Origin of the sequence: Microbacterium sp. SORGH_AS_0454 (assembly GCF_031453395.1) — a bacterium.
Taxonomy (GTDB): Bacteria; Actinomycetota; Actinomycetes; order Actinomycetales; family Microbacteriaceae; genus Microbacterium.
Map to the genome: position 1 here is coordinate 1672879 of NZ_JAVIYS010000001.1, position 15511 is coordinate 1688389.

The 15511-nt window shown below is 69.4% G+C and carries 15 protein-coding genes; 8 read left to right on the forward strand and 7 right to left on the reverse strand.

Features of this window, described 5'->3' with window-relative positions; all coding sequences use genetic code 11:
- Positions 1–3: 3 nt before the first annotated feature.
- The 3 genes from mmsB (at position 4) to QE454_RS07770 (ending at position 3878) form a co-directional block, all read left to right on the forward strand.
- The gene (mmsB, locus tag QE454_RS07760) at positions 4–1224 is read left to right on the forward strand and encodes a multiple monosaccharide ABC transporter permease (RefSeq protein ID WP_210072520.1); all 1221 of its coding nucleotides are present in this window, start codon (positions 4–6) and stop codon (positions 1222–1224) included.
- Between the two features lie 135 nt (positions 1225–1359).
- Positions 1360–2571 (forward strand): ROK family protein, encoded by a 1212-nt coding sequence (locus QE454_RS07765; protein WP_210072519.1) that lies wholly within the window; start codon positions 1360–1362, stop codon positions 2569–2571.
- Positions 2572–2873: 302 nt separating this feature from the next.
- Positions 2874–3878: a hypothetical protein gene (locus QE454_RS07770; RefSeq protein ID WP_307456354.1), complete on the forward strand. Its 1005-nt coding sequence runs from the start codon at positions 2874–2876 to the stop codon at positions 3876–3878.
- A 55-nt stretch (positions 3879–3933) separates the two neighbouring features.
- On the opposite strand, the gene QE454_RS07775 is transcribed toward QE454_RS07770, so the two are convergent.
- The 7 genes from QE454_RS07775 to purS form a co-directional block, all read right to left on the reverse strand.
- Positions 3934–4116 (reverse strand): GNAT family N-acetyltransferase, encoded by a 183-nt coding sequence (locus QE454_RS07775; protein WP_307456352.1) that lies wholly within the window; start codon positions 4114–4116, stop codon positions 3934–3936.
- Positions 4117–4433: 317 nt separating this feature from the next.
- Positions 4434–5363 carry a 2-hydroxyacid dehydrogenase gene (locus QE454_RS07780; protein WP_307456350.1) on the reverse strand — a complete coding sequence of 310 codons (930 nt, stop codon included), beginning with the start codon at positions 5361–5363 and terminating at the stop codon, positions 4434–4436.
- Positions 5360–6838: an FAD-dependent oxidoreductase gene (locus QE454_RS07785; RefSeq protein WP_307456348.1), complete on the reverse strand. Its 1479-nt coding sequence runs from the start codon at positions 6836–6838 to the stop codon at positions 5360–5362. Before QE454_RS07785 ends, QE454_RS07780 begins: the two co-directional genes overlap by 4 nt.
- Positions 6835–7329 carry an ureidoglycolate lyase gene (locus QE454_RS07790; RefSeq protein ID WP_210072515.1) on the reverse strand — a complete coding sequence of 165 codons (495 nt, stop codon included), beginning with the start codon at positions 7327–7329 and terminating at the stop codon, positions 6835–6837. Before QE454_RS07790 ends, QE454_RS07785 begins: the two co-directional genes overlap by 4 nt.
- 101 nt (positions 7330–7430) lie before the next feature.
- Positions 7431–8135 carry a GntR family transcriptional regulator gene (locus QE454_RS07795; protein ID WP_307456346.1) on the reverse strand — a complete coding sequence of 235 codons (705 nt, stop codon included), beginning with the start codon at positions 8133–8135 and terminating at the stop codon, positions 7431–7433.
- 87 nt (positions 8136–8222) lie between these two features.
- Positions 8223–8930 (reverse strand): phosphoribosylformylglycinamidine synthase subunit PurQ, encoded by a 708-nt coding sequence (gene purQ, locus QE454_RS07800; protein WP_307456344.1) that lies wholly within the window; start codon positions 8928–8930, stop codon positions 8223–8225.
- Positions 8927–9175 (reverse strand): phosphoribosylformylglycinamidine synthase subunit PurS, encoded by a 249-nt coding sequence (gene purS, locus QE454_RS07805; RefSeq protein WP_210072513.1) that lies wholly within the window; start codon positions 9173–9175, stop codon positions 8927–8929. Before purS ends, purQ begins: the two co-directional genes overlap by 4 nt.
- A gap of 234 nt (positions 9176–9409) precedes the next feature.
- Between purS and QE454_RS07810 the strand changes: the two genes are divergently transcribed.
- The 5 genes from QE454_RS07810 to QE454_RS07830 all read left to right on the forward strand — a co-directional run bounded on the left by QE454_RS07810 (position 9410) and on the right by QE454_RS07830 (position 15509).
- The gene (locus tag QE454_RS07810) at positions 9410–10684 is read left to right on the forward strand and encodes an ABC transporter substrate-binding protein (RefSeq protein WP_307456340.1); all 1275 of its coding nucleotides are present in this window, start codon (positions 9410–9412) and stop codon (positions 10682–10684) included.
- Between the two features lie 79 nt (positions 10685–10763).
- Complete coding sequence (locus QE454_RS07815) at positions 10764–11885, forward strand: carbohydrate ABC transporter permease (protein ID WP_307456338.1); 1122 nt, start codon at positions 10764–10766, stop codon at positions 11883–11885.
- Entirely contained in the window at positions 11882–12787 is a 906-nt protein-coding gene (locus QE454_RS07820; RefSeq protein ID WP_307456336.1) for a carbohydrate ABC transporter permease, read from the forward strand. The genes QE454_RS07815 and QE454_RS07820 overlap by 4 nt, the downstream gene beginning before the upstream one ends.
- 29 nt (positions 12788–12816) lie before the next feature.
- On the forward strand, positions 12817–14271 hold the full coding sequence (locus tag QE454_RS07825; protein WP_267789136.1) for a GH1 family beta-glucosidase: 1455 nt from the start codon (positions 12817–12819) through the stop codon (positions 14269–14271).
- A 224-nt stretch (positions 14272–14495) separates the two neighbouring features.
- On the forward strand, positions 14496–15509 hold the full coding sequence (locus QE454_RS07830) for a LacI family DNA-binding transcriptional regulator (protein WP_307456333.1): 1014 nt from the start codon (positions 14496–14498) through the stop codon (positions 15507–15509).
- Positions 15510–15511: the final 2 nt, after the last annotated feature.

Here is a 15511-nt window from a genome sequence, read left to right on the forward strand (position 1 = left end):
GCAATGGCCACCGCATCCACCCAGACGGTCGAGGCGCCGACGCAGCCGGGGCCGCGACGTCGCGGCATCCTGTCGCGCATCAACTTCCGTCAGTTCGGCATCCTCGCAGCCCTCGTCATCATCATCGTGCTCTTCCAGGTGCTCACCGGCGGTCGCCTGCTGATGCCCGGAAACGTCAACAACCTCATCCAGCAGAACGCTTACGTGCTGATCCTCGCGATCGGCATGGTGATGGTCATCATCGCCGGCCACATCGACCTCTCGGTCGGATCGGTCGTGGCGATGGTGGGCGCGATCGCGGCGATCGCGATGAACCAATGGGGTCTGCCCTGGTTCGTCGCCGTCCTGCTCTCGCTCGTCGTCGGCGCCGTGGTCGGGGCGTGGCAGGGCTTCTGGGTCGCCTTCGTCGGCATACCCGCGTTCATCGTGACCCTGGCGGGCATGCTGCTGTTCCGCGGTCTCACTCTCGTGCTGCTCACCGGCGGCACCATCAGCGGCCTGCCCGACGGCTTCACCGCCATCGGCGCCGGCTGGCTGCCGCCGTTCCTCGGCTACCTCGGCAACTGGGACGCCCTGACCCTGGCCCTCGGCGCCATCGCCAGCGTCCTGCTCGTCGTGCAGCAGCTGCGCACCCGCGCGACGCTGCGCCGCCTCGAGCTGCCGCGCGAGGTCGCCTGGTCGTTCTGGGCGAAGAACGTCGTCGCGGTCCTCGCGATCATGGCCACCGCCTTCACGATCGCGGCCTACAACGGCACCCCGATCGTGCTGATCATCCTGGCCGTGCTGGTGCTCGCGTACACGTTCGTGCTCAACCGCACGACCTTCGGTCGCCACATCTACGCCATGGGCGGCAACCTCTTCGCGGCCGTGATGAGCGGCGTGAAGACGAAGTGGGTCAACTTCTTCATCTTCGTCAACATGGGTGCCCTCGCGGGTCTCGCCGCCGTGGTCAGCACCGCGCGTGCCGGCGGTGCGGTGGCCTCGGCCGGTCAGAACTACGAGCTCGATGCGATCGCTGCGGTGTTCATCGGTGGTGCGGCCGTCCAGGGCGGTATCGGCACCGTCGTCGGCGCCGTGGTCGGCGGCCTCGTCATGGGCGTGCTGAACATGGGTCTGTCGATCCTCAGCGTCGACGCCGCGTGGCAGATGGCCATCAAGGGCATCGTGCTGCTCCTGGCCGTCGCGTTCGACATCTTCAACAAGCGGCGCAACGGCGGTGCGTGACCGGATGGGGAGCCCGGTCACCCGGCCGGCTCCCCATCCCGGCCGCTCCGGCCGTCGGCCCCTTCGCGTCGCCGTGCGTCGGCCGCGTGAACACTCCGGTCCGCTCGATGGGATGATGGGAGAGGTGCGCCTCTCATGACCCCTGCCGTGTTCGAGCCCGCAACCCCGCTCGCGCCGCCGGCTGGCCGTACGACGAACGACCTGATCCGTCAGCAGAACCTCTCGTCCGTCCTGTCGCTTCTCCACTCCCGGGGAGCGCTCTCACGCGCCCAGCTGGGCGCCATGACCGGGCTGAACCGCTCCACGGTCACGGGCCTGGTGATGGAGCTGACCGAGCTCGGCCTCGTCCGCGAGGCTCCGAGCGGGGAGCGCACCGGCAAGGTCGGTCGTCCCACCCTCGACCTCGAACCCGAAGACCACGTCGCCGCCCTCAGCGTGCGCGCCGAGCCGCACGCCGTGACCGTGGCCCTGGTCGGCCTCGGCGGTGTGGTGCACGCCCGTCTTCGCCACGACACCGCGACGGCGCCCGCGCCGAAGCGGTTCGTGCAGATCGTCGCCTCGTCGGTCGAGGCCATGCGCGCCGACATCGACCGCCACTATCGCGTGATCGGCGCGGGTCTCGCGGTCCCCGGGCTCGTCAACGCCAACGGCTCCGTCCTCGTCTCGCCCACCCTCGGGTGGAAGCGCGATCCGGTCGCGGCGCGGCTGAGCGACGAGCTCGGGATGCCGGTGGCCGCGGGCAACGACGCCAGCATCGGCGCCCTCGCGGAGTCGCGGTTCGGCGTGGGCGTCGGAGTCGGCAACCTGCTGTACCTCGGCGGTGCGATGCACAGCATCGGCGGCGGGCTGATCATCGACGGAACGGTGCTGCGCGGAACGTCGGGCTACGCCGGCGAGCTCGGCCACACCGTCGTCGACCCGCGCGGTCGCCCCTGCGTGTGCGGGCGCCGCGGGTGCCTCGAGGCCGAGGTCAGCCTCGACCTGCTCGAACCGCTCCTGGGCCGCCGCAAGCTCGACGAGGACGAACTCGACGTCGAGCTCGGCGTCGCCCGCGACCCCCGCGTGATGACCGAGGTGACGCGCCAGGTCGAGATGCTCTCGCTCGCCCTCACCAACTTCGTCAACGCCTTCGCCCCCGAGACGGTCGTGCTCTCGGGTTACCTGGGCGCCCTGCTCTCGGTGAGTCGCGAGCGTCTCGCCGATGCCGTGCGTGTGCACCCGCTGGGGGCCGAGGGTCGCACGATCCGCCTCGAGCGCGCACATCTGCGCTCGCGGCTCATGCTCGTGGGCCCCGCCGAGTTGGCCTTCAGCGACCTGTTGGCCAACCCCGCCGGCTTCCGGGGCTGACGCGACGGCCCGTCGCCCTGTCCGACCTCGTCCTGGCCGGCCGCACACGGCCAACACTCCTGCGGCGAGCGAACGACGCGGCGCTCGCCTTGCGCGCTGGCCGGGATCAGCCTGTGGCTACGTTGTCAATCCCCACGCGCTTCCGACGTATGAGCTTTCGCGCCACTACATTCCTGCTCAAGCAAGCGCGGGGTTCGCATCTCCCTCGCCGCCTTGCCTTGTCGGCTTCGCCAATCGGAAGGCCGAACGATGGCGCTCCGGCTACTCTCGCCAGCCGCTTCGTGACGATGCAGGAGGCTCTCATGTTGTTGCTGTCGGTGGGAGTCATGGTGATCGCCGTCGGCGCCGTCATCATCGTCGTCGGAGCCTCGTTCGCGCAACGTCAACCTCTGGACCCACGAACCGCGTTCTTGCGCGTCGCGGCAGCGTCGGGCGTCATGGCGCTGGGCGCAAGCGTCATGTACGTCGTCGGAACACCCCAGCTCGACAAGATCTTCGCGAACACTGCCGCTGACGCGGCGCTCGTCCTGTCAGTGGGACTGATGGGCATCGCCGTCTCGATGGTCTGCGAACGGCGTGCCCGAGCGGCAGCGGTGCTCGCCTCCGTCGCGGGTCTGATCGTGGCCGTGTCCTCCGAACTGCTGCCCGCTGAGATCGCCCGGGCGGTGTTGCTGTACGCGTTGGCCGTGACGTGCGGTGCATGCGCGGTGCTCGCTGTCCGAAACGATCAGCTTCCCGGCCGGCCGACGAGGATCCTCGCGGGGGCGATGGCGTTCTACGGCCTCTACTCCGCGGCCCGCGGGATCGCCCTGACGCTGTATGGGCCCGACTCTGCCCGCCCGGGATCGCCATTCGGCTACGTCGCCGCACTGACAGCCTCGGTGGCAGTGGACGTCACCATCACGATCGCCGTGGCGATGATGCTGGTTCCCGCCACTCGGGCCGCTCGACGGAAATCGCGATCCCTGACCCAGCTCACCATCAGCGATTGGGAACTCGTCGCCAGGGCATACGGTCCCGTCCGAGCAGGGCAGCTCGTCGAGGATCTCCAAGCTGCGACCCGCGATCTCGACCCCCACTCGGTCGACATCGACCGTGGTGTCGCGACCACCATCGCTACGGCGACTCACGCGCTCACCGGTCCGCTCACGTACGAGTACGGATGGCGACCAGAAGAGATCGCGCTTCTCGTGGGTGACGGCGATGTCGACGAAGAGTCCCCCGCGCGACCATCTCGCACCCGACGCAGCCCCGGGCTGGAACAGGGCGCGAGATCAACTCCGCGAGTAGATGGACCATCGTTCTGAAGCGCCAGCCTCACCGCACAGAGATGAATCGACGTCCTCCGGCCGAACGCATCCTCTAACGAACGTCGCGCAGCGCCTTCGCAAGCTGATGGTCGGCGTAGGGCAAGGTGGAGAACGGAGAGACGGGTTCGTACCCGAGGCGGCGATAAAGTCCATGGGCCTCGGCGAGATCGTCACGCACGGTCAACCGAAGGGTGTGAATCCCACGCTCGGCGCTCAGCGCCTCGATCCCGCTCACCCTCGCGATCAGTGGCATCCCGGCCCCCAGTAACGCCCGACGATGTCCGTGTAAAAGCGTCGGAGGACCGCGCGTCCGGTTGAAGACGCCGGGTCGACCAGGGCGATGGTGAGGGAACTCGTCGCCGGCGGGGCCAGTGGTTCACGTTCCATGGTCCGATTCTGGCCCGTCTCCAGGGCGGCCGGCGCGCGCTGAGTGGGCGGTGGATGCCGAAACCGCCGGTGCAGGGGTGTATCGCCCCGACGTGCAGACCATGAATGATCGGCTGCGGCGACGAAAGGTCCAACGTCGGGAGCGCGGGGCAGCCCGCGCGACGGTCAGCCCCCGAGCACCACGTTCAGCGGCTCCTCGCCGCGGTGCAGGCGCTCGATCTGCTGACGCACCAAGCGAGCGATGCGGGGGCGCATGGCATCCGTCGCCCCTCCGATGTGCGGGGCGATGAGCACGCCGTCGAGGCTCCACAGCGGGTGGCCCTCGGCGAGGGGCTCCGGGTCGGTGACGTCGAGGGCAGCCCGGATGCGGCCGCGGCGCACGTGGTCGACGAGGGCATCGGTGTCGATGAGGGGGCCGCGACCGACGTTCACCACGAGCGCGCCGTCGGGCAGGGCCGAGAGGGCGCGGTCGTCGATGACGTGACGCGTCGCTTCGCCGCCGGGGAGTGAGGCGACGAGGATGTCGGTCTCGGCCAGCACCTCGTACAGCTTGCCGAGGGGGAACACCTCGACCTCGTCCTGCAGGCGGCCGTGCGAGGCGACGGCGCGCAGATCGACCTCGAAGGGCTTCAAGCGCGCGGCGATCGCGCGGCCGACTCCGCCGAAGCCGAGCAACGTCACCCGGGCGTCGGCCAGGCCCGGGGCGCCGCCGCCGGTCCACTCGCCGCGGTCCTGGGCGCGCACGAAATCGGGCAGGCGTCGTTGCGCGGCGAGGGTGAGGGCGACGGCGAGTTCGGACGTGGCCGTCTCGTGCACGCTCGAGGCGTTCGCGAAGACGATCCCCTCCGGGAGGCGCCCCTCGACGTTGTCGTAGCCGATCGACTGGCCCTGGACGAGTCCGACCTCGATCTCGGAGAGGCTCTCGATGACGTCGTCCATCGACATGTACGGCGGCACGACCATGTCGAAACGGTCGCGCGGCGCCGGTCCCGTCATGTCCCACACCACCACCTCGACGCCGTCGGGCAGTTCGCCCAGGTCGGCGCGGAGTTCGTCGGTGGGCACGGACACGAGGAGGGGGGTCGAGGTCGTCACCGCAGAGACGCTACCCCCGTCGTCTCGGCGGGTGAGGGAGGTTGCGCCCGGCGCCCGATGTGCACACCGACCGGTACGTCGTATGCCAGGTACTCCTGCAGCAGCGCGCCGGCGTCGCGCTCGAACAACCGCCGCGACAGGGCGGCGGCGAGCTTCGTGGCCCCGCCGACGAGCCCGGGGATCTGGTGGCTCAGCATGCCCTGACTCAGGCGTGCGCCGTGGTTGAACATGTGGATCCGCGACAGTGCCGAGGCCCCCGGCGCGCTCCGGCTGACGAGACCGAAGTCGTCGTCGAGATACGGGAACGCCGCGAGCCCGGGGTTCTGGGCTGCGGAGGCGGGGTCGAGCCGGTCGCTCCACAGCACGGCATCCGAGGCGATGCTCGCCAGCTCGGGGCGCTGCGCGAGGTCGGAGACGATCCCGGTCGCTGCCAGGACGACGTCGTAGTGATGGATGCCATGCGGCGTCGTCACGGCGATCTCGCTGCCCGTCCACTCCACGCTCTGCCACGGCGACGAGGTGAGAAAGCGGAAGGAGTCGAAGGCGTGGGCGCGCCAGAGGGCGTTCTGCGTGGCCGGCTGGTCGACCGCCGACAGGTGGACGTTGAACGCCCACTTCTGCTGGTCGGTGAACGAGCCGTAGTTCTCGATGAGACCGGCGAACTCCATCCAGCGGTAGGGGCTCACCTGCGGCATCGCCGGTCGGCGCATGTGCACGTCGACGCTGGCCGCGCCATGCTCGAGGGCGGTTGCGGCGTTGTCGAACGCCCCGGTCCCCGCGCCCAGGATGCCGACGCGCAGCCCCGCGAGCGCCCCGAAGTCGATCGCGTCGTGCGTGTGATGCACGCGATCGGCGGGGAGCTCGCGCAGGAGGGCGGGGATGTGCCGACCTCCGGCCCCCTCGATGCCCGTGGCGAGCACGACGTGCTGAGCCGGCAGCATCCACTCGCCGTCGGGCCCCTCGAGGTGCATCTCGATCGGACCGTTCGCGCTCGTCGGCGTGAGCGAACGCACACGGGTCGAGGGCACCACCGTGAGGGCGGACACCTCCCGGTACCACCGCAGGAAGCCCTGCCACGCGATCGTGGGGAAGTACTCGATCGCGTCCCACGCGGCGAGGCCGTACACGGCCTCGAACCAGGCGCGGGGGCTCACGGCGGGGGTCCCCCAGGTGGGCCACGCGATGTCTTTCGGGGTGCGCAGCGTGTGCATGCGCGCGTAGGTGGTCCAGGGGCCGGCAGCATCGGCGGGGGCGGCGTCGATCACCACGACGTCGTCGATCCCGCGGCGTCTGAGCCCGCGCGCCAGCACGAGCCCGGCTTGCCCCGCGCCCACGATCACGACGGGACGGATGCCGTCTCGCGCACCGACCCAGGAGCGTCCGTCACCGGCGCTGAGTGCGCTCTGGTGCGCAGCCTCTCGTTCGAGCGCGGCGAGGCGGGCGGCGGAATCGGGGAGCGGGGTCAGCACGCTCACTCGCCGTCGATCACGACGCGAACGCCGAGGGTGTCGTCGAAGCGGTGGTTGTGGTGGTCGGTGACGTTGGTGTCGTCGAGCTCGAGGTTGACGAAGTCCATGCTCGGCTCGGCGAAGAAGGGCCCGGCGTGCCAGGTGCCTTTGCGCATCGTGATGGCCGTGCGCGGCGGGATGCGGAAGGCGCGGAGGTCGTCGAGGGCCGGGGCCTCGATACCGGGAGCGGCGACGGCGATCGTCCACTCGACGTCGCCGACGGACATGAGCGTCTGGGTGGTCTCGAGGTGGCGGGTCACGCGCACGAACTCCGGCGTCTTGTCGTCGAGGTGCATCAGATAGAAGCGCGGGATGCCGTTCGACACGTCGAGCACGGCTTCCTCCGCGGTGAAAGGGGTGCCGTCTTCCATCGGCGTGAGGACGACACCGAAGGGGTCGAACGACGCGGGGGTCACGATCTCGGCGGTGAGGCGATGGACGGTGAGGGTGTCGGACATGGCGGCTCGCTTTCGTCGGGTAATCCGACCGTACGCTTGTCCAACAAGCAGAGGAGCAACTTGTCCGACATGTTCACCGCACTGTTACGCCGGCGAAACGCTCACGAGCGCACCCGGCGGATCAGGGCGTTGCGGAGCCCCTCCGGCGCGGGCAGCTGCACCTCGCGCGACCAGTACCCGATCGCATCGTCGGCGCCGTACCCGCAGTAGGTCATCTCGATGACCGGGGTGCCCGGCGAGCTCGACAGGAGCCGTGATCTCTCGGCATCCAATCCGATCGCCTCCATCCACACGGTTTCCCAGGCGACCCGTACGCCGTTGGCGGCTTCGGCGAGATCGAACACCGGGCGGTGCGCATCGAGCACGGCGTCGTGACGCACGGGGACGAGGTCTTCCGCCAGGGCGTAGGGCGCTCCGTCTGCGCGCCACATCTTGACCGTGCGCAGCACCGTGGTGTCATCGGGCAGGTCGTCGAAGCGGTGTGACCCGGGGGTGAGCTCGAGACGGTCGGACGACACGAGCTCCAGCGACGGCTCGTAGCCGGCGGAGCGGATCGAGAGGGAGTGGTCGAACTGCTGGTCGATCCGGCGGCCCACCCCCGCGAGGCGACGGTTGGGGGTGGTTCGCGCGCCCTGCGTGCGGTGCACGTATCCGCGCTCTTCGAGGCGCACCAGCGCTTCGCGCACCGAGTTGCGGCTCGCGCCGAGGATCTCGGCGAGGCGTGGCTCGGAGGGCAGCGCCGCTGCCTCGCTGCTCCACAGGTTGAGGATGCCCTCGATGATCGGATCGGGATCGGGTACGCGCACGGACTCATCTTCCTCGATCGATGCCGGGACGACCGCCCCTATGGGGCGGGGGAGTCGCGAACGCCCCGAGCGAGACCGCGGGTGAGATCAGGCGGCGGCGCCCACGACGGCGGCGATGGCCGAGGTGAAGAAGCCCAGGCCGTCGACGCCCGAACGCATCGCCGCAGAGGTACCCGGGCCGAAGCCCGGCTCGACCGCGTGCTCGGGGTGCGGCATGAGACCCACGACGTTGCCGCGGTCGTTGGTCAGGCCGGCGATGTCGTCGAGCGAGCCGTTGGGGTTCACCCCGACGTACCGAAAGGTCACGAGGCCCTCGCCGTTCACGCGCGCCAGGGTCTCGGCATCCGCGATGTATCCGCCGTCGGCGTTCTTCAGGGGGATGACGATCTCTTCGCCCTCGGCGAAGTCGCTGGTCCACGCGGTGGAGGCGTTCTCGACGCGCAGGCGCTGGTCGCGGCGAATGAACTGCTGGTGGGCGTTGCGGATCAGGCCCCCGGGCAGCAGGTGCGCCTCGACGAGCATCTGAAAGCCGTTGCAGATGCCGAGCACGGGCATGCCCTTGCCGGCCGCGTCCTTCACCTCGGCCATGATCGGCGCGAAGGCGGCGATCGCGCCGGCACGCAGGTAGTCGCCGTAGCTGAAGCCGCCGGGCAGGACCAGGGCGTCGACCCCCTTCAGGTCGTGCTCGCCGTGCCAGAGGCCGACGGGCTCGCCGCCCGCGAGGCGGATGGCGCGCTGCGCGTCGCGGTCGTCGAGCGAACCGGGGAAGGTGATGACCCCGATGCGAGCGGTCACTCGACCACCTCGACGTTGACGACGTCTTCGATCACGGCGTTCGAGAGCATCTCGTCGGCGAGCTCACGCGCCCGCGCGAGCGTGGCTTCGTCGACCTCGCCCTCGACGGTCAGTTCGAAGCGCTTGCCGATGCGCACGTCGGAGAAGCGGTGCTCGCCCAGACGCGACAGGGCGCCGGCCACGGCCTTTCCCTGCGGGTCGAGAAGCTCGGCCTTGGGCATGACGTCGACGACGATGGTGGGCACTGCAGCTCCAAGAGTCGGGTGGCGTTGTGAAGGCCAGTCTACGCGAGCGGTCGATGGCGCCCGCCACGGCGGACCGGGCCGAGCGGGCGGGGCTTCATAACGATCTCACAGCGTCCTCTTGACCGCGTGGGAGCGATCCCATAGCGTCATCCCCGATCGGTGAGAGCGCTCCCATGCACGGTCGCAGGAAGCCCTCGCCAGCGCCGGTCAGCACCCACCACAAAGGAGTGATCTGTGAAAAATCGTGCCCTGCGCCGGGTGGCTCTCGTCGCCGCCGTCGCATCGACCTCTGCCCTCGTCCTCGCCGGCTGCTCCGGCGCCGGGGGTTCCGCTTCGGGCGGTGACGGTGACGTCACCCTCACCATCGCCACCTTCAACGACTTCGGTTACACCGACGCGCTCCTGCAGGAGTACATGGACGCGCACCCGAACGTGAAGATCGTGCACAACAAGGCCGCGACCAGCAACGAGGCCCGCGAGAACTACTTCCAGAAGCTGGGCAAGACCGGCCTCGCCGACATCGAGGCCATCGAGGTCGACTGGCTGCCCGAGGTCATGGAGTACGCCGACCTGCTGGCTCCGGTGCCCGACGACCTCAAGAGCCGGTGGCTCGACTACAAGGTCGAGGCCGCCACCAGCCCCGAGGGAAAGCTCGTCGGCTACGGCACCGACATCGGCCCCGAAGGCGTCTGCTATCGCTCCGACCTCTTCGCCGCGGCCGGCCTCCCGACCGACCGGGCCGAGGTCGCCAAGATGCTCCAGGGCGACTGGTCGACCTATTTCGCCGCGGGCGACACCTACGTCGCCGCGACCGGCAAGGCCTTCTTCGACTCCGCCGGCGGCACCTACCAGGGCGCGATCAACCAGGTCGAGGCCGCGTACGAGAACCCCGACAACGGCGAGATCACCGCCACGAGCAACCCCGACGTGAAGAAGATCTACGACCAGGTGCTGAAGGCCAGCGCCACGCAGTCGGCGCACCTCGGCCAGTGGTCGGACGACTGGTTCGCGGGGCTCTCGAACGGCGCCTTCGCCACGATGCTCTGCCCGGGCTGGATGCTCGGCGTCATCGAGGGCAACGCCCCCGAGGTCAAGGGCTGGGACATCGCGAACGTCTTCCCCGGCGGCGCCGGCAACTGGGGCGGGTCGTACCTGACCGTCCCCGGTAACGGCAAGAACGTCGAAGCCGCCCAGGAGCTCGCCGACTGGCTGACCGACCCCGAGACCCAGGTGAAGGCGTTCGAGAACGCCGGGACCTTCCCGAGCCAGACCGACGCCCTCAAGGCGGACGCGCTGCTCAGCAACACGAACGCGTACTTCAACAACGCCCCCGTGGGCGAGATGCTCTCCGAGCGCGCGCAGGCCGTCAAGGTCTCGCCGTACAAGGGCACCTTCTACTTCCAGATCAACGACGCCATGCAGAAGGCGCTCACGCGAGTGGAAGACGGAACGCAGGACGCCGCGACCTCCTGGAAGCAGTGGGCGACCGAGGTCGACGCCCTGTCCTGACCCGTAGCGAGCGGATGCCGGGGCCCCGCGCCTCGAGCCCCGGCATCCGTCCCGCTCGTCTCGAGGAGGAGACACCACCGTGACAAGCACTCTCGAACGGCCCACGCGGCCGGCGCAGCCCCCGGCCGGGGACCGCCGGCCACGGCGCCTCGGCTTCGGTCAGCGCCGTAGCGCGTGGGACCTGAAGCTCTCGCCGTATCTCTACATCTCGCCGTTCTTCATCCTGTTCGCGATCACGGGTCTGTTCCCCATCGCCTACACCGCGGTGATCTCGTTCATGGACTGGGATCTGGTTCGCAACTCGGGCGAGTTCATCGGCTTCGACCAGTACGCCTGGGTGCTCTCGCAGCCCAAGTTCTGGATCGCCCTGCGCAACACCTTCAGCATCTTCCTGCTCTCGAGCGTCCCGCAGCTCATCCTCGCGATCTTCATCGCCGCGATGCTCGACCAGAACATCCGTGCCAAGACCTTCTGGCGCATGAGCGTGCTCGTGCCGTACGTGATGGCCCCCGTCGCCGTGGCCCTCATCTTCAGCAACATGTTCGGCGACCAGTACGGCGTGGTGAACACCACCCTGCAGAACCTCGGTCTTCCGGCCGTGCCGTGGCATTCCGACGCCTTCGCCAGCCACATCGCGATCGCGACGATGGTCAATTTCCGCTGGACCGGTTACAACACCCTCATCCTGCTCGCGGCGATGCAGGCCATCCCGCGCGAGTACTACGAGGCCGCGACCGTCGACGGCGCCGGCAAGATCCGCCAGTTCTTCTCGATCACCCTGCCGAGCCTCAAGCCGACCCTCGTCTTCGTCATCATCACCGCCACCATCGGCGGCCTGCAGATCTTCGACGAGCCGCGCATGTACGACCAGTACGGCACGGGCGGGGCGGACAACCAGTGGCTCACCGTGACCCTGTGGCTCTACAACGTCGGCTGGGGCGAGTGGAACTTCGGCCGCGCCGCGGCACTCGCGTGGATCCTCTTCCTGCTCATCCTCGCCATCGGCGCGATCAACCTGTTCGTCACGCGTTCGCTCGTGCGCGACGACGGTGGTCGCGGTGAGACCCGTTCCCGTCGAAACGCCCGAGCGCAGGCACGAGCGGCGAGAGCCCGAGTGAGGGCGGATGCCGCTACCCCGGCGCCCCCGCGAGACACCGACGCGTCCCGAGGCGGCGCCGCACGACAGGAGACCCGCCGATGACCGCCGTGAGCCCCGCCCCCGTCCCGATCGTCGACCCGAACACCCCCGGCCCCGTCCGCCGCCGTCCGCGCCCCGTGCGCGGCTCCCGCCCGGGCTGGATCGTCTACGCCGCTCTCGGCGCGGTGCTGCTGGCGAGCCTGTTCCCCTTCTACTGGTCGCTGCTGATCGGTTCGGGCGATTCATCGACGATCCGCGACGCGAATCGGTCGTGGATCCCCGGCGGCAACTTCTTCGCCAACGCCGCGTCCGTCATCGGCGACCCCGCGGTCAACTTCTGGCCGGCGCTGGTGAACTCGATCATCAGCTCGGGCCTGATCGCGGCATCCGTGGTCTTCTTCTCGACCCTCGCGGGGTGGGCGTTCGCGAAGCTGAAGTTCCGCGGCGGCCCGTGGCTGCTCGTCTTCGTCGTGGCGACCATGGCCGTGCCGACGCAGCTGGGCGTCGTGCCGCTGTACATCCTCTTCAGCGAGCTCGGGTGGACGGGGCAGCTCGGTGCCATCATCATCCCGGCTCTGACCAGCGCCTTCGGCGTCTTCTGGATGACGCAGTACCTGCGTCAGTCCGTGCCCGACGAGCTGATCGAGGCCGCGCGCGTGGATGGCGCGACCTCGTTCCGCACGTTCCTCACGGTGGGCGTCCCCGCCGCGCGCCCCGCCGCGGCGATGCTCGGGCTGTTCACCTTCGTGAGCGCGTGGAACAACTTCTTCTGGCCGTTCATCGTGCTCGACCGTCAGAACCCCACACTGCCGGTGGCCCTGTCGCTCCTGCAGTCCAACTACTTCGTCGACTACTCGATCGTCCTCGCGGGCGTTCTGCTGTCGACGATACCGCTGCTGCTGCTGTTCGTCTTCGCGGGCAAGCAGCTCGTCAGTGGCATCATGCAAGGGGCGGTCAAGGGATGACCCTCGCGCCCATGGAAGGAACCCGAACCATGTCCCACACCCGTTCGTTCCCCGAAGGTTTCCTCTTCGGCGCTGCCACCGCGGCGTATCAGATCGAGGGGGCGGCCTTCGAAGACGGCCGCACGGCCTCGATCTGGGACGCGTTCAGCCGTGTGCCCGACGCCGTGATCAACGCCGACAACGGCGATGTCGCGTGCGATCACTACCACCGCTACGCCGGCGACGTGCAGCTGATGAAGAAGCTCGGTCTGCAGACCTACCGCTTCTCGACCTCGTGGTCGCGCGTGCGGCCCGATGGCGGCGCTGTCAACGCGAAGGGCGTGGACTTCTACAAGCGCCTCGTCGACGAGCTGCTGGATGCCGGCATCCTGCCCTGGCTCACGCTCTATCACTGGGACCTGCCGCAGGCGCTGCAGGACGAGGGCGGTTGGACCGTCCGCTCCACGAGCGAGAAGTTCACCGAGTATGCGCTCGACATGCACGACGCGCTCGGCGACCGGGTGAACGTCTGGACGACGCTCAACGAGCCGTGGTGCTCGTCGTTCCTCAGCTACACCGCCGGCATTCATGCACCCGGGCACTACTCCCAGGCCGAGGGCATGCTCGCCGCCCACCACCTGCTTCTGGGCCACGGACAGACCGTGCGCGAGCTCCGTGCCCGCGACTCTTCGTTGAACCTGGGGCTCACGCTCAACCTCACGGTGGCGGATGCCGTCGACCCGGCGAACCCCGCCGACCTCGACGCCGCACGGCGCGTCGACGGACAGTTCAACCGCTGGTTCCTCGACCCGGTCTTCCGTGGCGAGTACCCCGCCGACATCATCAAGGACTTCCGCAAGACGGACGCCGAGGCGGTGGCGCGTTGGCAGGAGGCCGTGCATCCCGGTGACCTCGACATCATCTCGACGCCCATCGACTCGCTCGGCGTGAACTACTACCACGGCGAGTTCGTCGGGGGGACTGCGCCCGAGATCGACCCGCCCGCGGGAGATGCTCCCACCTCGCGTCCGGTCGGCAAGCCCTTCCCCGCGCACGAGAACCTGTACTGGCACGATCGCGGTCTCGCTCGCACCAACATGCACTGGGAGGTGCAGCCCGAGGGGCTCACGCGTCTGCTCCAGCGGGTCAGCGAGGATTACGCGGCGGAGGCGGGCGTGGCCCTCTTCGTCACCGAGAACGGCGCCTCGTTCGACGACGAGCTGAACACCGAGGGCGACGAGCCGCGCGTGCACGACGTCGAGCGCGTGGAGTTCGTCGAGGCGCACCTCGCGGCGGTTCTGGATGCCGTGGACGAGGGCGTCGACGTGCGCGGCTACTTCTACTGGTCGCTGATGGACAACTTCGAGTGGGCGTGGGGCTACGAGAAGCGTTTCGGGATCGTCTACGTCGACTACGCCACGCAGGAGCGCACGATCAAGGATTCGGGGCTCGCCTACGCGCGGGTGATCGCGGATCGCGCGCTGGAGCCGGTCGTCGTCCGCTGACGTCGGCCGCGAGGGCCCGGTCGCGCGCGTCTGCGGCCGGGCCTTCGCATTCGCGGCGTGAGGCGATGCGGTAGGCACGGGCAGCCGGCGTTCCGCGTGGGCCGCAGGGGATCCGCGCCGGTCCGGTGCGATCCCCGGCGACACCGCAGTACGCTCGCATCAGCGCGGGGTGCATCCGGCCAGCCGAGCGCCGGAGAACGCGGCCGTCCTGAAGGAGGGGAGCGATGGATCTCGCATCCGTGCGGGGTGCCGCCACGATCGAAGAGGTCGCGGCGCGCGCCGGAGTCTCGCGCTCGACGGTGTCGCGAGTCGTCAACGGCTCCTCCGCTGTCTCGCCCTCCGCTCTCGAGGCCGTGCGCCGCGCGATCGACGAGCTGCAGTACGTGCCCAACCGTGCGGCACGCTCGCTCGCCAGCCGCCAGACCCGGGCGATCGCCCTGGTGATCCCCGAGCAGACCGACCGCTTCTTCGGCGACCCGTTCTTCGCCTCGATCGTCGCGGGGATCGGCGAGGTCATCGGCGAGTCCGACTACATCATGAACATGCTCATCGCGAGCGACGACGTCAGCGCCAAGGCGCTCGGATACCTCCGTGGCGGAAGCGTCGACGGGGCGATCGTCGCCTCGCACCACACGAGCGACACCTTCCTCGACCGCGTCGCCGACGTCGTCCCCGTGGTCTACGGCGGGCGCCCCGCGCGAATCCGCGCCGACGACTACTACGTCGACGTCGACAACGTCGAGGGTGGCCGGGTCGCCACCGCCTATCTGCTGGCGCGCGGTCACCGCCGTCTCGCCACGGTGTCGGGCCCGTCGGACATGCCCGCGGGCATCGACCGTCTCCAGGGCTTCCGCAACGCGATGGCGGAGGCGGGGCTGGAGCCGATGGCGATCGAGAACGGGGACTTCACCGAGATGGGCGGGGCGCTGGCGATGAACCGCATCCTCTCGAACGGGGTCACCCCCGAGGCGGTCTTCGTCGCGAGCGATCTCATGGCCCGCGGCGTCTACACGGTGCTGCGCGACAAGGGCCTCGAGCCGGGGCGCGACGTCGCCGTCATGGGCTTCGACGACTCGGCGGTGTCGACCGCCGTCACACCGGCGCTGACCACGGTCCGGCAGCCGTCGCTGGCGCAGGGCCGGCACATGGCATCCGTTCTGCTCGACATCCTCGCCGGGCGTCCCGCGGCTCACGCGACGATCCTGCCGATCGAGGTCGTGCAGCGCGCCTCGGCCTGAGG